Source organism: Methylomonas sp. MS20 (assembly GCF_050275925.1).
Lineage (GTDB): Bacteria > Pseudomonadota > Gammaproteobacteria > Methylococcales > Methylomonadaceae > Methylomonas > Methylomonas koyamae_A.
Genome location: NZ_CP189962.1, coordinates 1,447,903 through 1,473,722 on the forward strand (window position 1 = coordinate 1,447,903; position 25,820 = coordinate 1,473,722).

The 25,820-nt window shown below is 56.3% G+C and carries 26 protein-coding genes; 21 read left to right on the top strand and 5 right to left on the bottom strand.

Features of this window, described 5'->3' with window-relative positions:
• Window positions 1–548 precede the first annotated feature (548 nt).
• Window positions 549–1,670 (top strand): hypothetical protein, encoded by a 1,122-nt coding sequence (locus tag ACQE3D_RS06335; RefSeq protein ID WP_313728660.1) that lies wholly within the window; start codon window positions 549–551, stop codon window positions 1,668–1,670.
• A 161-nt stretch (window positions 1,671–1,831) separates the two neighbouring features.
• Window positions 1,832–2,662, top strand: a complete 831-nt coding sequence (locus ACQE3D_RS06340) for a hypothetical protein (RefSeq protein WP_313728659.1) — start codon at window positions 1,832–1,834, stop codon at window positions 2,660–2,662.
• 545 nt (window positions 2,663–3,207) lie between these two features.
• Here ACQE3D_RS06340 and ACQE3D_RS06345 read toward each other — a convergent pair.
• The 3 genes from ACQE3D_RS06345 to ACQE3D_RS06355 are packed head-to-tail and all read right to left on the bottom strand — an operon-like array spanning window position 3,208 to window position 5,268.
• The gene (locus ACQE3D_RS06345; RefSeq protein WP_217631656.1) at window positions 3,208–3,474 is read right to left on the bottom strand and encodes an RnfH family protein; all 267 of its coding nucleotides are present in this window, start codon (window positions 3,472–3,474) and stop codon (window positions 3,208–3,210) included.
• A 1-nt stretch (window position 3,475) separates the two neighbouring features.
• Window positions 3,476–3,910 (bottom strand): type II toxin-antitoxin system RatA family toxin, encoded by a 435-nt coding sequence (locus tag ACQE3D_RS06350; protein WP_082885402.1) that lies wholly within the window; start codon window positions 3,908–3,910, stop codon window positions 3,476–3,478.
• Window positions 3,910–5,268, bottom strand: coding sequence for a sodium-dependent transporter (locus tag ACQE3D_RS06355; RefSeq protein ID WP_313728658.1), 1,359 nt, complete (start codon window positions 5,266–5,268; stop codon window positions 3,910–3,912). The genes ACQE3D_RS06350 and ACQE3D_RS06355 overlap by 1 nt, the downstream gene beginning before the upstream one ends.
• Window positions 5,269–5,364: 96 nt before the next feature.
• Here ACQE3D_RS06355 and smpB point away from each other — a divergent pair, with 96 nt between their 5' ends.
• The 14 genes from smpB (at window position 5,365) to ACQE3D_RS06425 (ending at window position 17,973) form a co-directional block, all read left to right on the top strand.
• Window positions 5,365–5,847 (top strand): SsrA-binding protein SmpB, encoded by a 483-nt coding sequence (smpB, locus tag ACQE3D_RS06360; protein WP_064026282.1) that lies wholly within the window; start codon window positions 5,365–5,367, stop codon window positions 5,845–5,847.
• Window positions 5,848–5,850: 3 nt separating this feature from the next.
• Window positions 5,851–6,426 carry an isochorismatase family protein gene (locus ACQE3D_RS06365; protein WP_313728657.1) on the top strand — a complete coding sequence of 192 codons (576 nt, stop codon included), beginning with the start codon at window positions 5,851–5,853 and terminating at the stop codon, window positions 6,424–6,426.
• A 35-nt stretch (window positions 6,427–6,461) separates the two neighbouring features.
• Window positions 6,462–7,484: an FAD:protein FMN transferase gene (locus ACQE3D_RS06370; protein WP_313728656.1), complete on the top strand. Its 1,023-nt coding sequence runs from the start codon at window positions 6,462–6,464 to the stop codon at window positions 7,482–7,484.
• Between the two features lie 54 nt (window positions 7,485–7,538).
• Complete coding sequence (locus ACQE3D_RS06375; RefSeq protein ID WP_168033746.1) at window positions 7,539–8,225, top strand: DUF2231 domain-containing protein; 687 nt, start codon at window positions 7,539–7,541, stop codon at window positions 8,223–8,225.
• Window positions 8,226–8,345: 120 nt separating this feature from the next.
• Window positions 8,346–8,975, top strand: coding sequence for a phosphoribosylanthranilate isomerase (locus ACQE3D_RS06380; RefSeq protein WP_313728654.1), 630 nt, complete (start codon window positions 8,346–8,348; stop codon window positions 8,973–8,975).
• A complete protein-coding gene (gene trpB, locus ACQE3D_RS06385) occupies window positions 8,972–10,174 on the top strand; it encodes a tryptophan synthase subunit beta (protein ID WP_071155012.1) in 1,203 nt (400 codons plus the stop codon). Before ACQE3D_RS06380 ends, trpB begins: the two co-directional genes overlap by 4 nt.
• Window positions 10,171–10,974, top strand: a complete 804-nt coding sequence (gene trpA, locus ACQE3D_RS06390) for a tryptophan synthase subunit alpha (RefSeq protein WP_313728653.1) — start codon at window positions 10,171–10,173, stop codon at window positions 10,972–10,974. The genes trpB and trpA overlap by 4 nt, the downstream gene beginning before the upstream one ends.
• A gap of 26 nt (window positions 10,975–11,000) precedes the next feature.
• Window positions 11,001–11,924, top strand: a complete 924-nt coding sequence (gene accD, locus ACQE3D_RS06395) for an acetyl-CoA carboxylase, carboxyltransferase subunit beta (RefSeq protein ID WP_071155013.1) — start codon at window positions 11,001–11,003, stop codon at window positions 11,922–11,924.
• A gap of 11 nt (window positions 11,925–11,935) precedes the next feature.
• A complete protein-coding gene (folC, locus tag ACQE3D_RS06400) occupies window positions 11,936–13,210 on the top strand; it encodes a bifunctional tetrahydrofolate synthase/dihydrofolate synthase (protein ID WP_313728652.1) in 1,275 nt (424 codons plus the stop codon).
• Window positions 13,211–13,212: 2 nt separating this feature from the next.
• Window positions 13,213–14,055: an SPOR domain-containing protein gene (locus ACQE3D_RS06405; protein ID WP_071155015.1), complete on the top strand. Its 843-nt coding sequence runs from the start codon at window positions 13,213–13,215 to the stop codon at window positions 14,053–14,055.
• 22 nt (window positions 14,056–14,077) lie between these two features.
• Window positions 14,078–14,596, top strand: a complete 519-nt coding sequence (locus ACQE3D_RS06410) for a CvpA family protein (protein WP_175463627.1) — start codon at window positions 14,078–14,080, stop codon at window positions 14,594–14,596.
• Between the two features lie 12 nt (window positions 14,597–14,608).
• A complete protein-coding gene (gene purF, locus ACQE3D_RS06415) occupies window positions 14,609–16,117 on the top strand; it encodes an amidophosphoribosyltransferase (RefSeq protein ID WP_071155016.1) in 1,509 nt (502 codons plus the stop codon).
• A complete protein-coding gene (locus ACQE3D_RS06420) occupies window positions 16,117–17,349 on the top strand; it encodes an O-succinylhomoserine sulfhydrylase (RefSeq protein ID WP_168033738.1) in 1,233 nt (410 codons plus the stop codon). Before purF ends, ACQE3D_RS06420 begins: the two co-directional genes overlap by 1 nt.
• A gap of 48 nt (window positions 17,350–17,397) precedes the next feature.
• Window positions 17,398–17,973: a PilZ domain-containing protein gene (locus tag ACQE3D_RS06425; protein WP_168033736.1), complete on the top strand. Its 576-nt coding sequence runs from the start codon at window positions 17,398–17,400 to the stop codon at window positions 17,971–17,973.
• 9 nt (window positions 17,974–17,982) lie between these two features.
• On the opposite strand, the gene grxC is transcribed toward ACQE3D_RS06425, so the two are convergent.
• Both grxC and ACQE3D_RS06435 read right to left on the bottom strand, forming a co-directional pair.
• A complete protein-coding gene (gene grxC, locus ACQE3D_RS06430; RefSeq protein WP_064029016.1) occupies window positions 17,983–18,237 on the bottom strand; it encodes a glutaredoxin 3 in 255 nt (84 codons plus the stop codon).
• 34 nt (window positions 18,238–18,271) lie between these two features.
• Window positions 18,272–18,922: a class II aldolase/adducin family protein gene (locus ACQE3D_RS06435; RefSeq protein ID WP_168033734.1), complete on the bottom strand. Its 651-nt coding sequence runs from the start codon at window positions 18,920–18,922 to the stop codon at window positions 18,272–18,274.
• A gap of 39 nt (window positions 18,923–18,961) precedes the next feature.
• Between ACQE3D_RS06435 and ACQE3D_RS06440 the strand changes: the two genes are divergently transcribed.
• From ACQE3D_RS06440 to ribBA, 5 genes are all read left to right on the top strand, one after another.
• On the top strand, window positions 18,962–22,342 hold the full coding sequence (locus ACQE3D_RS06440; protein WP_168033732.1) for a mechanosensitive ion channel domain-containing protein: 3,381 nt from the start codon (window positions 18,962–18,964) through the stop codon (window positions 22,340–22,342).
• A 69-nt stretch (window positions 22,343–22,411) separates the two neighbouring features.
• On the top strand, window positions 22,412–22,873 hold the full coding sequence (gene nrdR, locus ACQE3D_RS06445; protein ID WP_064028947.1) for a transcriptional regulator NrdR: 462 nt from the start codon (window positions 22,412–22,414) through the stop codon (window positions 22,871–22,873).
• Window positions 22,860–23,951 carry a bifunctional diaminohydroxyphosphoribosylaminopyrimidine deaminase/5-amino-6-(5-phosphoribosylamino)uracil reductase RibD gene (gene ribD / locus ACQE3D_RS06450; RefSeq protein ID WP_313728649.1) on the top strand — a complete coding sequence of 364 codons (1,092 nt, stop codon included), beginning with the start codon at window positions 22,860–22,862 and terminating at the stop codon, window positions 23,949–23,951. The genes nrdR and ribD overlap by 14 nt, the downstream gene beginning before the upstream one ends.
• Window positions 23,952–23,985: 34 nt before the next feature.
• On the top strand, window positions 23,986–24,642 hold the full coding sequence (locus ACQE3D_RS06455) for a riboflavin synthase (RefSeq protein WP_313728648.1): 657 nt from the start codon (window positions 23,986–23,988) through the stop codon (window positions 24,640–24,642).
• On the top strand, window positions 24,639–25,745 hold the full coding sequence (gene ribBA, locus ACQE3D_RS06460) for a bifunctional 3,4-dihydroxy-2-butanone-4-phosphate synthase/GTP cyclohydrolase II (protein WP_313728647.1): 1,107 nt from the start codon (window positions 24,639–24,641) through the stop codon (window positions 25,743–25,745). The genes ACQE3D_RS06455 and ribBA overlap by 4 nt, the downstream gene beginning before the upstream one ends.
• The last annotated feature ends 75 nt before the right edge of the window (window positions 25,746–25,820 follow it).

Genomic DNA, 25,820 nt, shown 5'->3' on the forward strand with positions numbered 1-25,820 from the left:
TCGTCCAATAAGGCTGGCGATTTGGTGCTTGACATAAAACACCTACCTGATAAAGTCAGCGGCAACATAATACGCAGGCAGGATTGCCTGATTTACCGGCTAATAGCAAGTTATCAAGGCCAAACATGCCCACTTTTCCGGATACGCAGGCAAAACTGCCTGAAAAGGCGGTTAATATCAACTTATACGGGCAGATTTGCCTGATAATCAATAGTTAAATGCGGGGCCAATCTCGAAAGGCTTGGAAAGCAATTAATTTATCGTAAAGAAATAGCAAATAATGGCTGAAGAAATCATGAAAATATGTTATTACCTGGAGGGAAAAACCTTGCAGGTTAACATGCGTTCAACCTGACAAGGTTTTTCCCTCCAGGTTAAGCCATGATTTTCAGCGTCATTCGTGTTTCTTTGCTTGAATCAAAATTATTGTTTGGAAATGTCATCAAGGCATTTAACCAGTCGTTAAACCTGACCAAAACTCCGCTTCGCTCCGTTTTGGCAGGTTAACTCTATTCGTTAGACATCGGCATCATAAAAATTGGATATTCATGAATGGACTAGAAAAGTTTGCGAGTATAGACAAGAAGTTTGCTTGGTCTTTCCTTGGTTTTGTCCTGGCCGTATTTTTTGGCGGACTCACTATTTATAACGAATTCATCAAAGTACGCGATCCACAAATGGTTGTGGAGGTTCTAAGCGACACTAACGTTCTTGACCTAAAAGAAAACGTTCCAGAATTAAAAATTCTGTATGGTGACGTAGATATTAAGAGCGTTGGAAAAGACCTTTCCGTAATAGTTTTTAGAGTTAAAAACGTGGGGGGGGCATCTATTCTCGGAGGCTTTTATGACACAAACTCGCCCCTGACAATCAACTTGTCAAACGGAGAGTTCCTTAAATATGAAAAAATTAGCGCTTCTAATGAATACCTTGAAAATTTTGCAACGGTAACAAAATCTACTGCATCAAGTATTCAAATGCCTAGCGTAATAATGGAGCCAAATGAAAGCTATACTGTAAAAGCGCTGGTTATACATGCCGCTCAATCAGGTGTACTTCTAAAATCAAGCGGAAAAATTGCAGGAATGCGAGAAATTCCAATATTAAAGATCGAACCCGATAAAGACAATGAGTCTTTTTGGTCAAAAGTATTCTCGGGCTCGATTGTGGTTCAAGCAGCCAGAGCACCGCTGTACTTCTTTGCATTTATTTTTGGACTTGCTGGTTTGCTAGTCCCACAGACTGCCATTTCAACGGCTCTACAAAAGAGAAGCAGAAAGAAGGCGATTTCTCAGTTCCGCAACCATATCAACGAACCACTACCTGAAGGGCATGAGGTAATTTTTGAATACTATACCAGAGACGGGCTTGCACCTCTGGTTCGCGCAAGAGAATTATTAGGCGACGCTGAAAAACTAAAATCCGCGTTGGAAAATATCAAGAACAATCAGAAAACTGAATCCAGAAATGAACTCATATTCATTGACGATAATGACTTTCTCGAAAACCATGGCAGAAGCCATGTAATACTGAACAGGGGAATAGCCATTTCCATCCTAAAGAAAACAGCGATTGCAAAAATTGATCAAAACGGATCAATTCAGATTGATTCACCGAAGGAAAAATTCCTTGGGAAGTTTATTGATTACATTACCATCAAAGAAAGTTAATTCACGATGAGGTCTAACATGGCGCTCAACCGGAGCGCGGTTATAATGCGGTTTTGTTTTTCAGCTTTCCGGGCCGCGCCCGGTTAGCTTTACGTTAGGCTCTTAAAATCTGCGCCAAACAAAATATTGCTATGCACACATTTACTCACCACACGATACTAATGCTGGAAGACTGCGGAATGTCATTGGGATACCCAGAAATTCAGCATTTGCATATCAACAGCGATGGCACGTTTACAAGGCATATCCAGCGTTCCTTGATGACTGGACGAAGGGTCAGCATTGAGCAGAACCAAATATCCAAATTTATCATAATGTTTTCCCTACTAGATGCCTTCATAGATGAAAAGCACCCTCATCTCGAAGGCAAAAGCTTCAAACAAAAATATAATGACCTCCCGGCAACAAATGACTACGAGAAAATTTTAAAAGAGCTTTTCAGGGTTGCAAAAGTTCTTAGAAACGCTTTGGTTCACAACCCTTCATCCTACAGCGAGTCGGCCACACATATTCAAGCGAACTACACATTTAAAGGCACGACTTTTTCTCTAGCCATATCAACCACAGCCCTAAAGCAGTTTTATACCGCTATTGTAATGTACATTAGAGGCGATATAGGTCATGGCGCATACTTTATAGCAATGACTGTGGCTATATACAAAGAAATTGTTGCGGGTATAACGACTTTTAGCGATGATGTCGCTGGAGCCTTGCATCAATCTTTAGGGACATTTTTCATTAACCCTTACCGAAGGGTTGTAGTTATGAATCCACCATTTTCAAATGAGAACACAAACATCAGAATTCTCTTTGATAAAACCAGCCAAGTCGCACCTTGTGAAGGACTCGATTTTTATATAACCCACAAGGGAGAAAACCTACTTATTCCAGCAGAATCCCTAGATGCTGGCATGAGCATAGGTGAGGTTGATGCCCTTACCCAGTGGAAATACCATGGCACTTTTCCGCCAATACTAAATCTGCCACATTGATTACTATCGTTATGAGTGGCTCAATCATAAAAGCTCGTGGCTCGTAGGATGGGTAGAGGCGTTAGCCGAAACCCATCAAACAAATGTACGTTAAGTGATGGGTTTCGCTTCGCTCTACCCATCCACATTGCATTATTGTTCTATTACCAATGTTCGAAATACGCGCTAAAGCTGTCATTCGAATTTTTAATGCAATGGCCGCAACAGGGCGTTTTCCGCCGAACGCGGATGAAGCCGGCGAGTGGTGTTCTCGGAAAACCCGAAAGGATAGTGTTGTGTCAAGGGAAATTTGTCCTTACACAGGCGGGGCTCGCGCGATGGTTTTCAGCGGACTCTTGTAAACGACAATTCGCCCGGACTTTCGCGCCGCAACGGTCGGTTTTTAGCTTCGGTCTGCTAAGGTTAAGTCGGCCGATATTTTCCGCCGGCTCCGTTCGGGGATCTCGTCAGTTGCCCCTTGTGGCCGCGAAGGAAATTTCGTCATCACCAAGCCTGTTCGACCGAACTTAATCCCAAAAAGCGCGGATGGGCGGTTTCGCGGGGGCTTATTGCTTAGATCGTTGCCGCCGCGCATCCATCGGATTTTGTTTCAGCGGCCGATAAATCTCCACCCGGTCGCCGTCGGTCAGCGTTGCGTTGGGTTTGGCGACGATGCCGAAAATGCCGAACTTTTGAACGGTCAAATCGATTTCCGGATGCCGGGCCAAGATGCCTGATGCCTGGATGGCTTGTTCGGCGGTGGCGTCCGGCGGTAGGGTTAGCGCGATCAGGGTTTGCCGCTCGGGCGTCGCGTAGGCGACTTCGATGCGGATGTCAGCCATACACCGCTTTGGCGCGTTGGGTGAAGGCGCCGACCATGGTGTTGCAGATTTGATTGAAGACCGGGCCGAAGGCCAGGCTGGCGAAGGTGCTGGCGATTTCGAACTCCAAATCCAGCGAAATCTTGCTGGCGTCTTCGCGGAGCGGCATGAAGCTCCAAAAGCCTTCCAGCGATTTGAACGGCCCGTCCAGCAGGCTGATTTGAATCTTACCGCCTTGATCGGATTTGTTGCGGGTCGTGAACGATTTATGGAAACCGGCCTTGGCGATGTCGATTTGGCCTTCGACGATGTTGCCCTCGCGTTTCAGCACCTTGCTGCCGGCGCACCAGGGCAGGAATTTGGGGTAGGACTCGATGTCGTCTACCAAATCGAACATCTGTTTGGCCGAGAATTTGACCAACGCGCTTTTTTGCACGACGGTGATCATTACAGTACCCCCAAGACATGCAGGAATACCAGGAAAACCGAAGCCGGCGCGACGTAGCGGATCAGAAATTGCCAAGCTTGAAAACCTTGCGGCGGCAGTTCCAGTTCCTGTTCGGCGTGGGCCGGTTTCATTTTCCAGCCGGCGAATACCGCGATCGCCAAACCGCCGAGCGGCAGCATCAGGTTGGCGGTCAAATAATCGAGCAGCTCGAACAGATTCTTGTCGAACCATTTATGTTCCGACCAGATATTAAACGAAAACACCACCGCCACGCCCAGCGCCCAGCAGGCGCCGCCGGCCCACAGACAGGCTTCGCGGCGTTGCAGATCCTTGTTTTCCACCAACCAGGCCACGGCGGGTTCGATGATCGAAATCGACGAGGTCAGCGCGGCGAAGAACAGCAGCACAAAAAACAACAGCCCGAACAGCCAGCCGCCGCCCATGTGGCCGAAGGCCAGCGGCAGGGTCTGGAAGATCAGGCCGGGGCCGGCGGCGGCTTCCAGGTGGTTGGCGAACACCAGCGGAAAGATGGCGATGCCTGCCAGTAGCGCGACTATGGTATCGGCGCCGGCGATATAAAAGGTGGTTTTGGCGATGGAAACATGGCCGGGCAGATAGGAACCGTAGACCATGATCGCGCCCATGCCCAAGCTCAGTGTGAAGAAGGCGTGGCCCATCGCGGTCAAGACCGCGTCGGCGTCGATTTTGCTGAAATCCGGGTTGAACAAAAATTCGATGCCTTGCTCGTAACCGCCGGAACTCATCGCATAGGCCACCAGGATCAGCAGCAGGAAAAATAAGGCCGGCATCAGAAATCGCACCGATTTCTCCAAGCCGCCTTGCACGCCGCGCATGACGACCTGCATCGTCGCCAGCATGAATACGGTGTGCCAGAAAATTTGCTGGATCGGGCTGGCCATCAAGTCGTCGAACAGGGCCTTGATGTCGCCGGCGTCCGAGCTAAAAAATTGGCCGGTGAAGGATTTGACGATGTAGGCCATGGACCAGCCGGCGATGACGCTGTAGTAACCCAGGATCAGGAATCCGCCGAGCATGCCCAGCCAGCCCATGTATTGCCAGCGCGGGTCGGCGCCGGCTTCGACGGCCAGACTCTGCATGGTGTTGATCGGGTTTTGCCGGCCGCGCCGGCCCAGCATGATTTCGGCGATCATGATCGGCACGCCGATCGCCGCCACGCAAAACAGGTAAACCATCACAAAGGCGCCGCCGCCGTTTTGGCCGGTGATGTAGGGAAATTTCCAGATGTTGCCCAAACCGACCGCCGACCCGGTGGCCGCCAAAATAAAGGCGAAGCGGGACGACCATGCGCCGTGGATGGATTGGGTTTTGTCGCTCATTGCTGCTGGCCCTGTTATTTAAAGTGTTATTTGATGGGGGTGCGGGTAAAATATCAAAATTACAGTTTACAGTCAGTTTAATCATCGTCGCTAGTCATGGCCGCCAAGAAAAAAAAGGACAATAAAGCCACCGATAACACTATCGCCGTCAATCGCCAAGCGACTCACGAGTACACGATAGAGGAGCAGTTCGAAGCCGGTTTGGTCTTGGAAGGCTGGGAGGTCAAGAGCTTGCGCGACGGTCGCATCCAGCTCAAGGAAAGCTATATCGAGATTCGCCGCGGCGAGGCTTGGTTGTGCGGCGCACACATTTCGCCGATGCTGTCGGCGTCCACTCATGTCAATCCGGATGCGGTACGCCGCAAGAAATTGCTGCTGCATGCCCGAGAATTGGCCAAATTGATCGGTTCCGTCGAGCGCAAGGGCTATACCTTGATTCCGCTGTCGATGTACTGGATACGCGGTCGCGCCAAGCTGAAATTGGGTTTGGCCAAAGGCAAGAAATTGCACGACAAGCGCGTCGCCTCCAAGGAAAAGGATTGGCAACGCGAGAAAGCCCGCATCATGAAGCACGCTTAAGCGATGGCGTCCCATCCCGATTTGGCCGATTGCGCCGATAGCGCGCTGGTCGTCGTCGATTTGCAGGGCCGCTTGAGCGCGGCCATGCCGGCCGACGAGGCCGAGAGGGTCGCTAAGGCGACGCTTCGCTTGCTAAAGGCCGCCGATTGTTTGGGCGTGCCGGTGCTGGCGACCGAACAATATCCGCAAGGTCTCGGGCCGACTCAGGCCGAAATCGCCGCTGCTTGGCCTTCCGCGACGTCGGTCTTCGCCAAGACCGGATTTTCCTGTTGCCGGGCTCCCGGTTTCGCCGAGGCACTGGCCGAGAGCGGCCGCCGACAAGTACTGCTGGTCGGGCAGGAAGCCCACGTCTGCGTCTTGCAATCGGCCTACGACTTATTGCAATTGGGTTACCGGGTGCAGGTGGTCGGCGATGCGGTCTGTTCCAGAAATCCCGAGCATAAAGCATCGGCGCTGCGGCGTTTGCAGTCTCGGCAAGTGATCGTCACCAATCATGAATCGGTCTTGTTCGAATGGTTGGGCGATGCCGCTCATCCGCAATTCAAAGCAGTGTCGGCGCTTTTGCGCGAAAAAATTTAATAATAATCGTCACGGATAAACGAAAAGGGGGATGCATGCGGTACGTGTGGATGGTGGGGCTGCTGGAAGCGTTGATGTTGGTGGGCTGCCAGGAGCCGCTACCACCAATCGAAAAATTGAGCGGCTTCGCGCAGGGCACGACCTATAACATCAGCTATTGGTCGCCCGAGCCGGTCGACTTCAAGCAAGTAGAGGCTGAGGTCAATCAAGCGTTTGCCGACCTGGATAAAGTCTTATCCAATTACCGGCCGGATTCGTCGATAGAACAATTTAACGCCAATCCCTCCACAGAAAGTCAAACGGTCGATCCGCAAGTCGTCACGCTGGTCAAAATCGCACGTACCGTCAGCGAGCTGAGTCACGGCTGTTACGACTTGACCATCAAGCCGCTGTTCGATTTATGGGGTTTTAAGGACGACAAATTGGTCATCCCCGAGGATGCCGCGATTCAAGACGCAATGGTTAACGTCGGCATGGACAAGCTTGCGGTGGTCGACGACAACCACATCCGTAAGCATTTGGCGAAGGTCAGGGTAGACTTGTCGTCGATCGCCCAAGGCTATAGCGTCGGAAAAATCAGCCAGGTCATGGAACAATTGGGCGTGGACAATTATCTGGTGGAAATCGGCGGCGAATTGAAAACCCACGGCCACAAACCGGACGGCAAATCCTGGCGCATCGCGGTGGAAAAGCCGTTGCCGGGCGAGCGCGAGTTGCACAAGGTGGTGACCTTGCCCAAGGACGAGGCGATGGCGGTAATGACCTCCGGCACTTACCGGCACTTTTTCGATGTGAAGGGCCAGAGATACAGCCATATTTTGGACGCTCGCACCGGCCGGCCGGTCAATCATGATCTGGTTGCGGTCAGCGTGTTTCACGCCGACCCGACGATCGCGGATGCCTGGTCCACCGCCTTGTTGTGCTTGGGGCACGAAGAGGGCATGAAAGTAGCCGACGAAGAAAAATTGCAAGCGCTGTTCGTGCGCCAGCAAGGCACCGAATTTACCGAAAGCAAGACTCGGGCACTCACGACATCGGCGCAAATCGCAATCAACTGACGATTCGGGCGGGAAAGCCCGGATCGATATAGGCTCAACGAAAACGGGGGACGTATGTTGGGATGGCAACAGCATTTGACGATGGCGGTGCACGGCGGCGCCGATAGTGGCGGCGGGTTTGCGGGCAGCGTGGCCGGCTGGCTGGCCGCGATTGAGAGGGCGGCGGGGCGATCGCCCGGCGAGAATTTCGCCGATTTGCTGCCTGGCATTGCCGCTATGGAGAACTGGCATCCGTTGCTGGTGCATTTTCCGATTGCGCTGTTGCTCTTGTTCGTCGCGATCGACATCGTGGCCAGTTTGGCGGGCAAGCCGGCTTGGCGCGGCGCGGCGAGCTGGTTTCTGTATGCCGGTACGCTATTCGCGGCGGCGACCGTCGCGGCGGGTCTGATCGCGGCGGCCAATGTCGCGCACGGCGGCAATGTCCATGAAATCATGGAAAAACACGAACACTTGGGAATTTCGGTATTGGTCTTGGCAGCGCTGTTGTCGGTCTGGCGTATAGCGGTTAAAGGGGTGATCGGCGGGCCGGCCAATCAAGTGTTTGGTTTATTGGCCATGCTACTTGCCGGTTTGTTGGTGTTTACCGCCGACTTGGGCGGCTTGATGGTTTATAAGTTCGGCGTTGCGGTGCGGGCCGCCGACCCAATCAACCAAGGCGCCGCCCAGCAGCACCGGCACGAGGGCGGGGCGGAGGACGCGGACGATCATTCCGCCGAAGACCACGGCGGTCATGCCCATTGACGGTACGTCGGCAAGAACGCGGGTTAGGGGCTAAGCGGCCCCGGCCTTTTTTGATTTCGCCTAGCCCGACTCGGCGGGCAGTTGTGTTATCCTACGCCGCTTTTTTTCAGAGACGTTTCGATGCGGACCCGCGTTAAAATTTGCGGATTTACCAGGGTAGACGACGCGCTTGACGCGGCTGGCTTGGGGGTCGATGCGATCGGCTTGGTGTTTTATCCACCCAGCCCTCGCCACGTCGAGATCGGGGCGGCCGCGGCGATAGCCAGAGCCTTGCCGGCCTTCGTTTCGGTGGTCGGCTTGTTTGTCGACGCGGAACCTGACTGGATTCGAAGCGTATTGGGCCAAGTTCGGATCGACTGCCTGCAATTTCACGGCGACGAAGCGCCGGAGGCTTGCCGAATCTACGACAAATCCTACATCAAGGCAGTGCGGATGAGGCCTGAAATCGATCTCGACGGCTTGCAGCGCCAATACCCGGATGCGGCCGGGCTGTTGTTGGATGCTTATCATCCGGGTTTGCCGGGCGGTAGCGGCCAGCGCTTCGATTGGGATTTGATTCCGGCCAGCCGGCATCTGCCTGTGATTCTGGCCGGCGGATTGACGCCGGACAATGCCGGCGACGCGGTGCGAGCGGTGCGGCCTTATGCGCTGGATGTCAGCAGCGGCGTCGAGGCGGGTAAGGGTGTCAAGGACGCAGCGAAAATGGCTGACTTTATAAGAACGACCAACCTAGCGACATTAGAATTATGACAGACAAGTACCAAATGCCGGACGCCCGGGGCCATTTCGGGCCTTACGGCGGTATTTTCGTGGCGGAAACGCTGATGCCGGCGATTACCGAGCTCAACGAAGCCTATCAACGCTATATTCAAGACCCCGAATTCGTTGCCGAGCTCGATGCGGACTTGCGCGATTACGTCGGCCGGCCGTCGCCGCTGTACCATGCCCAGCGCTGGAGCCAACATCTGGGCGGCGCTCAAATTTATCTGAAGCGCGAAGATCTGAACCACACCGGCGCTCATAAGGTCAACAATACCGTCGGCCAGGCCTTGCTGGCTAAGCGCATGGGCAAGACCCGTATCATCGCCGAAACCGGCGCCGGCCAGCATGGCGTGGCGACCGCGACCGTCGCGGCGCGGTTGGGTTTGGAATGCGTGGTCTATATGGGCGCCGTCGATGTCGCCCGCCAAGCCTTGAACGTGTATCGGATGAAATTGCTCGGAGCCACCGTGGTGCCGGTCGAATCAGGCTCGAAAACCCTGAAGGACGCGTTGAACGAAGCCCTGCGCGATTGGGTGACCAATATCGACAATACCTTCTATATCATCGGCACCGTGGCGGGTCCTCACCCGTATCCGGCGATGGTTAGAGACTTTCAGGCCGTGATCGGCCGCGAAGCCCGTCAACAATGTCTCGCCCAAGCCGGTAAATTGCCGGACGCCTTGGTGGCTTGCGTCGGCGGCGGTTCCAATGCGATCGGCTTGTTTTATCACTTTATCGACGATGCCGGCGTGAAAATGTACGGTGTCGAAGCGGCCGGCGACGGCATCGCCACCGGTCGCCACTCCGCGCCGTTGTCGGCCGGACGGCCCGGCGTGTTGCACGGTAACCGCACCTATCTAATGGCCGACGACGACGGCGAAATCATCGAAACCCATTCGATTTCGGCCGGTCTGGATTATCCCGGCGTCGGACCCGAGCATGCTTGGCTGAAGGACACCGGCCGCGCGGAATATCCCAACATCACCGACGACGAAGCCTTGGAGGGCTTCCACGCCTTGACCCGGATGGAAGGCATCATTCCGGCATTGGAGTCCAGCCACGCCCTGGCCTACACGATGAAATTGGCGCCGACGATGGCTAAGGACCAAGTGATCATCGTCAATTTGTCCGGCCGCGGCGACAAGGACATGCACACCATCATGCAACGCGAAGGAATTAGTCTATGAGCCGTTTAGCCGCCAAATTCGCCGAACTGAAGGCGTCCGGCCGCAAGGCCTTGATTCCGTTCATTACCGCCGGCGATCCTTATCCCGAATTCACCGTGCCCTTGCTGCACGAGATGGTCGCCGCCGGTGCCGACGTGATCGAACTCGGCGTGCCGTTTTCCGATCCGATGGCCGACGGTCCGGTGATACAGCGAGCCAGCGAACGCGCCTTGGCCCACCATGTCGGTTTACGCAAGGTATTGACGATGGCCATGGAGTTTCGCAAAACCGACCAAACCACGCCGCTGGTGTTGATGGGCTATTTGAATCCTATCGAAATCATGGGTTACGAAGGCTTTGCCAACGCGGTACAACGCGCCGACGTGGACGGCGTTTTGACCGTCGATTTGCCGCCGGAGGAGTCCGATGAGTGCGTCAAACTGTTGCGCGAGCGGGGCGTCGATCAAATCTTTTTGTTGGCGCCGAATACCACCGCCGAGCGCATTCAAAAGATGCACGCGGTCGGTAGCGGTTATTTGTATTACGTATCGTTGAAAGGCGTGACCGGCGCCGGCCATCTGGATACCGCCGACGTCGAGGATAAATTGCAATTGATCAAAGCCAACACCGACCTGCCGGTTGGCGTCGGCTTCGGCGTTAAGGATGCCGAAACCGCGAAAACCATCGCCAATATCGCCGACGGCGTGGTGGTCGGCAGCGCGTTGATCAGCAAGATCGAGGCGAATCTCGACGATCCCGAGCAGGCCCGGCGTGAAATCATCGGCTTGTTGAAGTCCATGCGCCAAGCGATGGACAGTTAAACAGTGGTTAGCGGAGTAGTTTACGCATGAGTTGGTTTGAAAAATTAGTTCCCTCGGTGATTAGGACCGAAAGTACCCCGAAACGTACCTCGGTGCCCGAAGGCTTGTGGAGTAAGTGTCCGCGTTGCGATGCAATCTTGTTCAACGCCGAGTTGGTCAAGAATTTCCATGTGTGCCCGAAATGCAGCCACCATCTGCGCATTTCGGCGCGTGCCCGCCTGGATATCTTTTTGGATGAAGGCGAGCGCGTCGAAATCGGTGCCGGCCTGAAACCCAGCGATCCTCTGAAATTCAAGGACAGCAAGAGTTACAAGGACCGCATCAAACAGGCGCAAAAACAAAGTAACGAAAACGATGCATTGGTGACGATGCGCGGCAAACTGATGGGCGAGGGCATCGTCGCGGCGGCTTTCGACTTCGGTTTCATGGGCGGCTCGATGGGTTCGGTGGTCGGCGAGCGTTTCGTGCGAGGCATTAACGAAAGCTTGCGCACCGGTTTTCCGTTCATCGTGTTTACCGCCAGCGGCGGGGCGCGGATGCAGGAGTCGCTGTATTCGTTGTTTCAGATGACTAAAACCAGCGCGGCGTTGACCAAATTGGCCGAGGCCGGGATTCCCTATATCTCGTTCATGACCGATCCGACGATGGGTGGCGTGTCGGCCAGTCTGGCCATGCTCGGTGATATCAACGCGGCCGAACCGGAAGCTTTGATCGGTTTCGCCGGTCCTCGCGTGATCGAACAGACCGTTCGGGAAAAACTGCCGGAAGGATTTCAGCGTAGCGAATTCTTGCGCGAGCACGGCGCAATCGACATGATTATCGACCGACGGGAGATGCGCGAAAAAATTGCATCGATACTGGCGATGCTATGCGTCGGCCGTTCGACTGGGGCGGCGCCGGGCGGCGAAAGTTATGCCGATTCCGGAGACGCCGGAGCGGGCCAGGGGTAGTCGCGGTCGCAATGGCGCGCTTCGAGACGCTTCAGGCATGGCTAAACTGGCAGGAACAACTACACCCCAAGTCTATCGATCTGGGACTGGCGAGAGTCGCCGGCGTGTATGCCCGGCTTCGATCAGACCGTCCGGCGCCGCTGACCGTGACCGTGGCCGGGACCAACGGCAAGGGTTCCTGCGTGGCGTTTTTGGAAGCGATCTACCGAGCGCAGGGTTATAAAGTCGGGGCCTACACCTCGCCGCACATTCTGCGGTATAACGAACGTATTCGCATCGCCGGGCGATCGGCCGGCGATGCGGAGATTTGCGATGCTTTCGCCCGCATCGATGCCGCACGGGGCGAGACCAGTCTGAGTTATTTCGAATTCGGTACGCTGGCGGCCCTGGATTTGTTTGCCCGCGCCGATGTCGATGTGCAGTTGCTGGAAGTAGGGCTTGGCGGCCGACTCGATGCGGTCAACATTGTCGACCCGGACGCGACTTTAGTGACGACGATCGCGCTGGACCATGTCGATTGGTTGGGCAACACTGTCGAAGCTATCGCTCGGGAGAAGGCCGGGATTTTTCGGCCGGGTGTTCCGGCCGTCATCGGCGACCAACAACCGCCGGCTTCGCTATTGGCGACCGCAGCGGAAATCGGCGCCGTGACCTTGCGCATCGGCGCCGCCTACCGTTATCGCAAACGGGGCGAAGTCTGGGATTGGCTGGGCGAATCCGCCGAACTGCTGGGATTGCCGGTGCCAGCCTTGCAGGGCGAACATCAGTACCGCAACGCTTCGGCGGTCATCGCCGCCGTCCAGGCGTCGAACGGGCGGCTGCCGGTCGGGGCAGAGGCGATACGGAGAGGCGTGGCCGAGGCCCGTTTGAATGGGCGGTTTCAGCTCATTGATGGCAGCCATCCGGTGTTGCTGGATGTCGGTCATAATCCGCAGGCGGTGGGGACCTTGCTGGAGTATCTCAGCGAAAGCTTCCCCAATGCCAAGATACGCGCGGTGTTCGCGATGATGAAGGACAAGGACATTGCCGGCGTGATTCGGATCATGGCCGATCGGGTCGCCGAGTGGCATCTCGCGCCGCTGGCCAATCCGCGCGCCGCGCCGCCCGAAACGATTGCGGCACTGTTTCCGCCCGAACTGCGCGACCGCGTTCGCGACGGCTATCCGGATTTTTCCGCCGCCTACCGAGCGGCCAGCGGGCAGGCCGGGCCCGGCGAACTGACGCTGATTTTCGGTTCTTTTTTTCTGGTATCCGAATATTTATCTAATTTTCCCAGAGGTGCTTGAGTATGGATCAGGAGTTAAAGCAACGATTGATTGGCGCTGCGGTAATTACCGCGTTGGCCGCCATCTTCGTGCCGATGTTGTTCGACGACCCAATCGACGAAACCGGTAAAACCATCAACGAATTGAAAATCCCGGAAGTGCCCGCCAAGACTCAGGATGTAGAATTCATGCCGCTGCCCGATAAGCCGGAAGCGGTGGCCGAAACCGCGCCGGCTGGCGAGCCGCCGGTCGGCGAAGTCCCGGCGCCGAGAGCGGTGGCGGAGGAAGGTGAAGGGGAAGCGGCGCTCGAGGCGCCGAAACCTCAATTGAAACTGGGCGCTCGGGAAACCTTGCCGCTTCCCAAGAAAGCGGCGCCGGCTCCGACGCGCGCGCCGACGCCTGTCGTGGGTGACGACGAAGAACCGGTGGTGGCCGAGGCCGAAGACGTACCGCCGCCGCGTCCGACCAAATTGCCGGCGCCGACCGCGGCACCGGCCGTACAGCCCTTGGCTCAGGTCGCGCCCAGTGCCATCGCCAAGCCGAAGCCGACAAAATTACCGGAAACCAAACCCGAGACGGTCGTTGCACCGGCGACCGCGCCGGCCGTTAAGGCGCCGGTCGGCGGAGAGGAAAGCAACCGCTGGTATCTGCAAGTCGGTACGTTTAGTCAGAAACCGAACGCGGCTGCATTGCAAGAAAGTCTGAAACAACAAGGTTTCGCCGCGTCGGTCAAGGAGTTCGCCAGCGATAAGGGGTCGGTGTTCAAAGTCCGGATCGGCCCGATCGTCGATAAGGCCAAGGCTCAAGCGATCAAGGCTAAACTGGCGCAAATCAACGTAAACAGTTTTGTTTCGCCGGACGAGTAAGCTAACGATCCCGGTTTAAGCGATGCTGGATTTTGTGCCTTGGCAGCAAATGCTATGGGTCGATTACCTGATTATCGTCATCGTCGGCGGTTCGGCCTTGATGGGTTTGTTTCGCGGCTTCGTCAAGGAGGCGTTCGCGCTGACGATATGGTCGGTCGCGGTCTGGGTCGGTGTGCACTACAGCCGCGATGTGGCGGTATTGTTGCAGTCGACGATCAGTTATCCGTCGGCTCGCGCCGCCGCGGCGTTTGCGCTGCTGTTTTTCGCGACCTTGATTCTGGGCAGTTTGATCAGCTTTTTATTGAGCCAGTTGATCGAATCCACCGGATTGACCGGTAGCGATCGCTTGTTAGGCATGCTGTTCGGCATCGTGCGCGGTTCGGTGCTGGTGGCCTTGCTGGTGATGATGGCCGGCGTGACGCCGCTGCCGGAAGACCCTTGGTGGAAACAGTCGGTTCTCATTCCGCCGTTCCAGGCGCTGGCCTTGTGGTTGAAAAACCATATGCCTGCAGGTTTGGCGGATTACATTCATTATCGTTAAATCGGATCAGCTATGTGTGGTATTGCGGCAATCGTTTCTCATCAAAGCGTTAATCAGGATCTCTACGACGCCCTGACGGTGTTGCAGCATCGCGGCCAGGATGCCGCCGGCATCGTCACCTGCGACGGCGGGCGCTTGCATTTGCGTAAGGATAACGGGCTGGCACGCGACGTGTTTTCAACCGAGCAAATGATGAAGCTGAAAGGCAATATGGGGATCGCCCACGTGCGTTACCCGACGGCCGGTTGCACCAGTTCGGCCGAAGCCCAACCGTTTTACGTCAACTCGCCGTTCGGCCTGACGCTGGCGCACAACGGCAACTTGACCAATACCGAGGAATTGAAGCGGCAGGTGTTCGTCGACGATCAGCGCCATATCAACACCGACTCGGACTCCGAGGTGTTGTTGAACGTGTTCGCTCACGAGCTGCAACAATTCGGCAAGCTGCGTTTGACCGTCGACGACGTGTTCCAGGCGGTCAGCGCGGTCCACAAACGCTGCCGAGGCGCGTATGCGGTGGTCGTGATGATCGCCGGTTTCGGCGTGTTGGGTTTTCGCGATCCGCACGGCATTCGGCCGATCGTGTATGGCGAACGCAAATCGGATGAAGGCATCGAATACATGATCGCTTCGGAAAGCGTGGCCTTGGACGTGTTGGATTTTCGCTTGATTCGCGATTTAGCGCCCGGCGAAGCGGTGTTTATCGAGGCTTCCGGCAAACTGCATACCCGGCAGTGTGCCGAAACCACCGATCATTGTCCGTGTATTTTCGAATACGTCTATTTCGCCCGGCCCGATTCCATTATCGACAACATTTCGGTGTACAAAGCCCGGATGCGGATGGGTAAGAAACTGGCCGAAAAAATTCAGCGGGAATGGCCGGATCACGATATCGATGTCGTGATTCCGATTCCGGATACCAGCCGGACCGCCGCCTCGCAGATCGCCCACGATCTGGGCGTCAAGTTTCGTGAAGGCTTCATGAAAAATCGCTATATTGGCCGGACCTTCATCATGCCCGGCCAGAAGATGCGGAAGAAGTCGGTCAAGCAAAAGTTGAATGCGATTTCGCTGGAATTCGACGGCAAGAACGTGTTGCTGGTCGACGATTCGATCGTGCGCGGCACCACCTCCGAGCAGATCATTCAAATGGCCCGCGATGCCGGCGCCAAGAAAGTCTACTTCGCATCGGCCGCGCCGCCGGTGCGCTATCCCAACGTTTACGGCATCGACATGCCGGCCGCGCGCGAGTTGATCGCCCACGACCGGAGCGAGGAGGACGTTTGCAAGGCCTTGGGCGCCGATAAATTGATATTCCAAGATCTGAGCGATTTGATCGAAGCGGTCGGCAGGGGTAATCCCAATATTAAGCATTTCGATACTTCGTGTTTTAGCAGCGAATACATCACCGGCGACATCGACATGGCGTATCTGGCCCGTATCGAGGCCCTGCGCAACGATCACGCGCAGTCGCAGCGCAATGGCAGCAACTTCATCATCGATATGCAGGTGGCGAAATAATGAGCGAATTCGATTGGCAAGACTTCGGGCCGGAGACCCAGGCGATTCGGGCCGGCCAGCGCCGAACCCACGAAGACGAACATAGCATGCCGATTTTCGCGACCTCCAGCTACGTGTTTCAGTCCGCCGAACAAGCGGCTTTGCGCTTTACCGGTCAGCAAGCGGGCAATATTTATTCGCGCTTCACCAACCCGACGGTCGCCGCCTTCCAGGCGCGTTTGGCCCTGTTGGAACAGGGCGAACGCTGCTTGGCGTTTGCATCAGGGATGGCGGCCATCATGGCGGTCGGGATGGCTTTGCTGAAGGCCGGTGACCATGTGGTTTGCTCGCGCAGCGTGTTCGGCAACACCGTGTTGGCGTTTCAAAATTACTTCGGCAAATTCGGGGTCGAAACCGACTTCGTGGCCTTGACCGATCCGGCGGCCTGGGAGGCGGCCATCAAGCCGAATACTCGGCTTTTGTTCCTGGAAACGCCATCGAATCCGCTGATCGAGATCGCCGACATTCGCGTGTTGGCCGACATCGCCCACCGCCACGGCGCCTTGTTGGTGGTGGACAACGTGTTTTGCACGCCGATCCTGCAGAAGCCGTTGTTGCTGGGTGCGGATCTGGTCGTGCATTCCGCTACCAAATACATCGACGGACAGGGCCGTTGCGTCGGCGGCGCGGTGGTCGGCAGCGAAGCCTTGATCGAAAAACAGGTCTATCCCTATCTGCGGACCGGCGGCGCGACGATGAGTCCGTTCAACGCCTGGGTGTTTTTGTCCGGTCTGGAAACCTTGGCCGTGCGAATGCAGGCGCATTGCGACCGAGCTTTCGAACTGGCTCAATGGCTGGAAAGCCAGCCGGCGGTCGCCAAGGTGCATTATCCGGGTCTTAGCTCACACGCCCAGCACGAACTGGCTAAACGCCAGCAAAGCCATTTCGGCGCGGTCGTCAGTTTCGAATTGCGCGGAGGCAAGGACGAGGCGTGGCGGCTGATCGATTCTACTCGGATGCTGTCGATTACCGCCAATCTGGGTGACGTCAAAACCACGATCACCCATCCCGCCACCACCACGCATGGCCGCCTGTCGCCGGAGGCTCGCGCCGAAGCCGGCATCAAGGACAGCTTGGTACGGATTTCGGTCGGTTTGGAGAATCTCGACGATATCAAAGCCGACTTGCTGGCGGGTTTATCGGCCGCGAACGTCGAGAACGCTGGTCGCGCGACGGTCGCCGATTCGGCGTAGTGCGAAATATCGGCTATCTTTGTCCGAACTATCACCTGGATTTTCAGTATGTTTCAAGACCGCAAGGAATACCGGAAAAACTTTAGCGCCGAAGGTTTTTTATATGTCGGCGGCGAGGTATTGAAACTCGGTTGTTACGATGTCTCGTTGAAAGGCGCGATGATCGAGGTGGAACCCGGCGAACTGCTGAGCGGTATTGCCGAGTTCGAAAGCCTGCTGGCCGAGGACCGCCGTGCCGAGATCTTCGTCGAGGCCCTGTCGCTGGCCGGCGAAGTCGATATCGTCTGGGTCAAGCGCGAACGCCAACGGATCATGATGGGCTTGGAGTTTCGCGATGTGGTCCACAACGCCCAAAAACTTTGGCGGCGGAGGCGGGGCTATCGGAAAACGGAAAGCTTCGAGGTCGATCTGTTCATCGATAAGGATCGCTACAGCGCGGAAGGTATCAACCGTTCTACCGAAGGCATGTGCTTGCGCGTCCAGGCGCCGGCTTCGGTGAAGATCGGCGCCCCGGTCAAGCTACAAGTCAATCAATTGGGTTTTAGCGCGCTCGGCAAAGTGGTTTGGGTGGAAGCCAACGATTTGGCTTGCCGATTCGGCGTGCAATTGGTGATCATTAAATAGTCGAGGCCTTCAAGCCTGCAACAAAGGGTCGAGTTCGCGGCCCACATCCAATGCATAGAGATCGTCGAAGCCGCCGATGTGGCGGTCGCCGATGTATATTTGCGGCACGGTGCGGCGGCGGGTCTTCTCCATGACTTCCTCGCGCAAACCCGGTTCGCTGTCGACGTCGATTTCGGTGTAACTCGCGCCTTTCTTGTCGAACAAACGCTTGGCCATCGTGCAATACGGGCAGAGTTTCGCGGTATAGATGATGATTTCCGGCATGATAAAATTAATAAATGCTAATGAATGCTGCATTTTAGCGGGCTGGCGGGCATTGCTCAATAGCCATCGCTCGGCTCAATTGGCAAAGCAGCTGGCAAGCGGCGTCGGCCAAGCTGGTTCCGAAGGCGACGACACCGTCGAGATGGCCCAGCATTGTAAATAACGGTAGGGCCTGCAAGTCGCCGTTGGCGAACAGTTCGGCGACAGCCTCCGCCATTCGCGGCGTGCCGTACGGAATGTCGGCGCCGGTGTGGGGCAAGGCCAGCGCGGCGGTTTGCCGCCAAATTTCCGGGCTGTGCACATGGATGACGGCTTGCGCGTCCGGGCATTCGCGGTACACGCCGGCATGGGTCAGCGCTTCCGACGACGGTTGGCAGGCGCCGCGCGAACACAGCCGATTTTGTTCGGGAACGGCCCCGACGACCCAGACGAATTGCCACGCCTCGAGTTGCGGCAAGTCACCGGTTTGGGTGCCGGAGATGATAAATTCGTCGCGGCCGGGAACCAGTCGCCGGCTGATGTTGCCGAAACCCAAGCCATCGTAACGGTCGGGGACCCGGCCGATCAGACCCAAACGATGCATGATCGATCGCCAGGCGTTCAGTTCGGCGAAGCCGAAGTCGACCGGTAAATCGGCGAGCTGATGCTCGAGCCGGTATTTGATCACGCCTTCGCGGTCGCTCATGATGTTTTTCCGTTTATTTTCACGTTTTCCCAAGCGCGCATGAAGCCACATTCGTTCAAAATCGGCCTGGTTTGGCCGCTGTTATTTTTGTTTTTCAGTGTAACGCTTGCTCATGCCGCAAATCAAAAGGCGGCGATCAAGCCGGCGTCGATCGCAGACATCAAACAGCGGATTCAGTTCGTCAAGGATAAGCAGAATCTGGGCGAGGACTTGAAAAATCGCATCTTGTCCGCTTATTACGAAAGCGAGGATAACCTTAACGAAACCGAAGCTCAGGACGCTCAAGCCGAGTCGTTCAAACAGGCTTTGAACAGCTTGCCGCTGGAAACCAAGCGCATTGCCAAGCAGATCGAAGAAGCCGAAGCCAACCTGAAGAATCGCCGGCCGGAACGTTGGTCGCTGTTTCCGACCGACGAGTTGGAGCAGCGTTTAATCATCGAGAAAACCAAACTTAGCGATTTGGATGCCGAAATCAGCCGCGTGGAAGCGCAGATCGGCGAGTTGATGAATCGGCCGCAATTGCTCAGGGAAAAGGTTTCGGAACTGAAGGGCAAGCAGGCCAGCAGCCAACAGGAACAGCAATTGCTCGCCAGCCGGGGCGGGGACAATCTTTACGAGAAAGAAGCCAGCCAAATTCAGTTGGAAACTCGCGTCAAGTTGCTGAACAGTACCTTGAAGACGCTGGAACTGGAAAACATCAGCAATCCGCTGCGCTTACAGGCGCAAAAGGACAGGATGCATTTGTTGAATTTGCAGCGAGAGCAACTGGCCATGCTGATCGCCGATCTGGACAATCACTTGCTCGACCGTCGTCAGCAATTGATCGACAAGGAGCGTGACGAGTTGTTGCAGGCGGAGAAGGACGCCGAGGGCAAGCATCCGTTGATCCGCGAAGCGACTAAGGAAAACATGCGCTACAACCGCAGTTTGCAGGCGGTCAATAAGAACATGGAGCAGTACCTGATTCAAAAAAACGAGATGGATGCCCGATACAAGCAGTTGGAAAAGGACTACCAGAGCGCCGAGCAAAAAATCTCGCTGGCCGGCTTGAGTCCGGCGCTGGGCAATCTGTTGCGCGAGCAGCGTCGTAACATTCCGCAACATAAGCAGTTCGGCGCGCTGAACGACGAGATTCAAGATCAGATCGCGCTGACCAGTCTGGAAAGCTTCAAGCTCGACGAAGCCAAGAAAAATCTGTCCGATATCAATCAGACCTTACTGAACCGGGTGGCCCAATTGCCGGCCGATACCGACGACGCCGAGAAACTCCGAATCCGTGCCGAGTTGCGCCTGTTATTGAACGACCAGAAGGATTTGGTGGTTCGCTTGGCCGGGGCTAACACCGAATACGCCCGCGTGTTGGGCGACGTCGATTTCAGTTTGCAGCAAATGCTGGGTATCGCCGATAAATTCGGCGCCTACCTCGATCAGCGTTTGCTATGGGTGCCGAGTGCGCCGGTTATCGATCAGCAGTATCTAAAGGATATTGTGCACTCGGTCTTTTGGTTTTTTGACCCCGGTAATTGGCGGCAAGTCGCTCAGGGATTTTGGGATGGCCTGGTTCATAATCCGGTATCGGTGCTGGTCGGCTTGGCGATCGTTTTGCTGCACTGGCGGTTTCGCAAGTCGGTCAAACTTCGGCTGGAAACCTTGCTGCGCGGCAATGCCGCCAACGCCAGTGTCGGTGAAACTTTGTCGGCACTGGTTTACCTGGGGCTGCTGTCCTTGTACGGTGCGTTGCTGATGGCGTGGATAGGCGGCGTGCTGGCATTGAACGCCCGTGCCGATTTTTTCAGCCGCTCGTTTGCCGAAGGATTGCTTTCCACTGCGTCGGCCTTGTGCGTGGTGCAATTTTCGTTTCGCTTGTTCAAGCCGTCCGGGGTCGCGGAAACCTTGTTTCAATGGCCCAACCAAGTCGCGCAGTTGCTGTACCGCCAGATCAAATGGTTGCGTTTTTTGCTGGTGCCCAGCGTTTTCGTGACCGCGATGACCGGTAGCGATTTGTTTTCGGAGCACAGCTATGCGTTGGGACGCACCGCGCTGATTGTGCTGATGCTGGCGTTTACCTATGTGTTTCATTGCCTGGCCCATCCGCAAACCGGTTTGGCCAAGAGTTTTTACCGGCTGTCGCACGGCTGGCTGAGCCGCTTGCGCTTCGTTTGGTACGCGATCGCGGTATTGACACCGTTGGTCATCGTCGGTTTCGCGGTGGCGGGTTATTACCAAAGCGCGCTGGAACTTTACGAAAAACTGGTTTACAGCCTGCGGTTGATGTTCGCGACCGCGTTGTTGTATGCGCTGATCTTACGCTGGTTTCGGCACACCGAGCGCCAACTGGCCTTGCGCAACGCCAAGCAAAAGCGCAAGCAGGCCGAGCAAGTGCAAACCAGTAGCGCCGCCGACGAGGCCTTCGCGCCCGACAAGGACTTATTGGACATCACCAAGATCAATCAGCAGGGACGCAAATTGCTGACAACGCTGGTCATGGCGACGATGCTGGTCGGCTTCTGGGCGATCTGGAGCGATATTTTGCCGGCCTTTTCGGTGTTCGATAACGTCGTGCTCTGGCAATACGGGCAGATGATCGACGGCAAGGACGCGCAGCAACCGGTGACGTTGATTAATTTGTTGATCTGCTTGCTCTACGGCGGTTTGGCGTTTGTGTTTGCCAGCAATTTTCCCGCTTTGGTCGATCTGCTGACAGTCGGCAAATTCGCGATGACGGCCGGCAGCCGCTACGCCTTGATTCAACTGGTGCGTTACACGTTGACCGCGATTACCTTTCTGGCCGTGGCCAATGAACTCGGCGGCAGTTGGTCGCAAGTGCAATGGCTGGTGGCGGCGCTATCGGTGGGCTTGGGTTTCGGCTTGCAGGAGATTTTCGCCAACATGGTATCGGGTATCATCTTGCTGTTCGAGCGGCCCATCCGGGTTGGCGATACCGTCACGGTTGGCGATGTGACCGGTCGGGTCAGCCGCATTCAAATGCGCGCGACCCATATCGTCGATTGGGATCGCAAGGAATTGGTGGTGCCGAACAAAACCTTCATCACCGACCGATTGATCAACTGGACTTTGTCCGATACCGTGACGCGGGTGATGGTTCCGGTCAGCGTCGCCTACGGCAGCGACATCGAGATCGTCGAGCGGATTTTGCGCGAGGCCATCAAGGCAACCGAGCTGGTGTTGCCTGAGCCGGAGCCTGCAGTGAATTTCGTCGGTTTCGGCGAAAGTTCGCTGGATTTCAAAATCCAAGTGTTTGTCAGCGAACTCGCCGAGCGGGCAACGGTGACCCATCAACTGCACGTCGGCATTTACAACGCGTTGCAATCCCATCATATCGAGATTCCTTATCCGCAACGCGACGTACATATCCGCTCGATCGCCGACGGAATTCTGCCGGATCGCGGGGTGTCTTGAGCGAACGATTTCGAGATAACCCCGTTCTGTAATAGAATGGCCGACTTTTAGCCTAGATAGTTTGCCGATATGCGTTGTCCGTTTTGTGCCGCGCAGGATACCCGCGTCATCGATACCCGCCTGGCGGACGATGGCGATCAGGTCAAGCGCCGCCGCGAGTGCGTGGCTTGCAAGGAGCGCTTTACCACCTTCGAAGTGGTTGAATTGGCGCTGCCACGCATTGTCAAGCGCAGCGGAGCTAGGCAGAGTTTCGACGAAAATAAATTGCGGGCCGGCATGCTACGCGCTTTGGAAAAGCGGCCGGTTCAAGTCGATGCGGTCGAAGCGGCGATCAGCCGGATCAAGAAAGTACTGGTTACCCGCGGCGAGCGGGAAATACCGGCGCTGGCGCTGGGCGAACTGGTGATGCAGGAACTCAGTCAGCTCGATCACGTCGCCTTCGTGCGTTTCGCCTCGGTCTATCGCAGTTTTCAGGATGTCAGCGAATTCACCCGGATGATAGAGACACTGCAGCAACATGATCCAGGCTAGTTCGGACGCCTATTTCATGGCGCGCGCGGTCAAATTGGCCGAGCGCGGGCTGTATACCACCGATCCCAATCCCCATGTCGGTTGCGTATTGGTCAAAAACGGCGAGGTTCTGAGCGAGGGCTGGACTCAGCGGGCCGGATTTGCTCATGCCGAAGTCGACGCGCTGAATAAAACCCCCGATGCGCGCGGCGCGACCGCGTACGTGACCTTGGAGCCGTGCAGCCATCACGGTAAGACCGGCCCTTGCACCGATGCCTTGCTGGCGGCCGGCATCGCCAGGGTGGTCGTGGCGATGGTGGATCCCAATCCGCTGGTGGCAGGACGCGGCTTGCAAAAATTGCGCGAAGCCGGCGTCGAAGTCGTTTGCGGCGTGCTGCAACAGGAAGCCGAAAAGCTCAATCCAGGTTTTTTCAAACGGATGCGACTCGGTTTGCCGTGGATACGCAGCAAACTGGCGATGAGTTTGGATGGTCGCACCGCGATGGCCAGCGGCGAAAGCCAGTGGATCACGTCGCCGCAAGCTCGCGCCGACGTCCAACGCTGGCGGGCCGCAAGCAGCGCGATCGTCACCGGCGTCGCGACAGTGTTGGCCGATGACCCGCGCTTGAGCGCCCGCGTCGATTTCGATGCGGAACAGCCGGTCAAGGTGGTGTTGGATTCCGGCTTGCGTTTACCGCCGACCGCCAAGCTGTTCGATGCCGGTGCCGAGGTCTGGGTATTGACTTGCAGCCAAGACACCGAGAAGGCCGATCGCCTGCGAGCCGCCGGCTGCCGGATTTTTCAGATCGGCGCCAGCGGTGGACATGTCGATTTGCCGCAAGCCTTTCGTTTGTTGGCCGAGCAGCAAATCAACAGCGTCTGGGTCGAAGCCGGCGCGACCTTGAATGGTGCCTTGCTTGACAGCGGGCTGGTCGACGAATGGTTGTTTTACATGGCGCCCTGCGTGTTGGGCAGCGAAGGATTGGGCTTGTTTCATTTACCCGGCCTGCAAGGTCTGGCGGACAAAAAGTCCTTACGTTTGCTGGAAACTCGCCAAGTGGGTCCCGATCTACGGCTGCGTTATCGCGGCGAAGCCTGATATAGTCATCTCTTAAGTTCACCGGAATTTCATCATGTTTACCGGAATCATCCTGGCGGTCGGCCGAATCTCGGCGATACAGGCCCGCGGCGGAGACTGCCGTCTGCAAATACACACCGGCAAATTGTCGCTGGCGGGTGCCGCGCTCGGCGACAGTATTGCCGTCAACGGCGTCTGCCTGACGGCGGTTGAGTTGGGCGAACACCATTTCGTCGCCGATGTGTCCAACGAAACCTTGTCGCGAACCACCTTGAAAAACGCCGTGGCCGGCACCCCGGTCAACCTGGAACTGGCGCTGATGCCGTCCAGCCGCCTCGGCGGCCACATCGTCAGCGGTCACGTGGACGGCATCGGCGGCGTCGTCGAAAAGCAGCCGGACGGCCGGTCGATCCGTTTCAAGTTCAAGGCGCCCGACGAGCTGGCCAAATATATCGCCGAGAAAGGTTCGATTTGCATCGACGGCATCAGTCTGACCGTCAACAGCGTCGACGGCGCGTTTTTTTCGGTCAACATCGTGCCGCATACCTTGGCCGAAACCACGCTCGGCCAGATTGAAGTCGGCGGCAACGTTAACCTGGAAGTCGATTTGCTGGCCCGTTACCTGGAGCGACTGATGAAAGGCGAAGCGGCCGCCCGCTGCGGCGGTGGCGTCACCGAAGCTTTGTTACATAACGCGGGATTCATGCAATGAACACAACCGAAGAGATTATCGAAGACCTGCGACGCGGCAAAATGGTCATCATCATGGACGACGAGGATAGGGAAAACGAGGGCGATTTATTGATGGCCGCCGCGTTTGCCCGCCCGGAGGACATCAATTTCATGGCCAAATACGGCCGGGGCCTGATCTGTCTGACCCTGACCCGCGAGCGCTGCCAGCAATTACGCTTGCCGCTGATGGTTAATGACAACAAAACGCCTTACACGACCAATTTCACGGTATCGATCGAGGCGGCCGAGGGCGTCACCACCGGCATATCCGCCGCAGACCGGGCCTTGACCGTGCAACGCGCCGTCGCGCCGAACGCTCAGCCCGGCGACTTGGTGCAGCCCGGCCACATTTTTCCGCTGATGGCCCAGGCCGGTGGCGTGTTGAACCGGGCTGGTCACACCGAGGCCGGTTGCGATCTGGCGCGCCTGGCCGGCGTTGAGCCGGCGGCGGTCATCGTCGAAATCCTGAATGACGACGGTTCGATGGCGCGTCGTCCCGATCTGGAAGCCTTCGCCGAGCAGCACAATCTGAAAATCGGCACGATCGCCGATTTGATCCATTACCGGATCAAGCACGAAAACACGTTGGAACGGATTGCCGAATGCGCGTATCCGACCGAGTTCGGCGATTTCCGGCTCTACGCCTATCAAGACCGTAACGACGACAATGTCCATCTGGCTCTGGTGTTGGGCGAGGTGGCTGGCGACGAACCGGTTCTGGTGAGGGTGCATGCCCGCAATGTCGTCGACGATTTGTTTTGCTCCAAGCGTAGCGATTGCAGTCTGCCGATCCGCGAGGCCATGCGGCGGATCGCCGAAGCTGGGCGCGGCGTGCTGGTGTTGATTCGCCAGAATGAGAACAACAAGGCGCTGGTCGAACTGATCCACGCTTACCAGATGCAGGACAACGGCATCAAAAGCCAAGCCAGCGCAGAAGTCGGTTGGCGCACCACCGGTACCGGTTCGCGAATCTTGGCCGATTTGGGCGTGCGTCGCCTGAAGGTGATGGGTGCCAAGAAAAATTACATCGGCTTGGCCGGCTTCGATTTGGAAATTGTCGAGCAAGTCGAGTTCGGCGTTTGATCGCGATTTTTTCGGGGCGCCGCACGCCGAAACCGCGTAAAATTAGCGGCCTTTTTATTTGCGCGGCGACCGGTG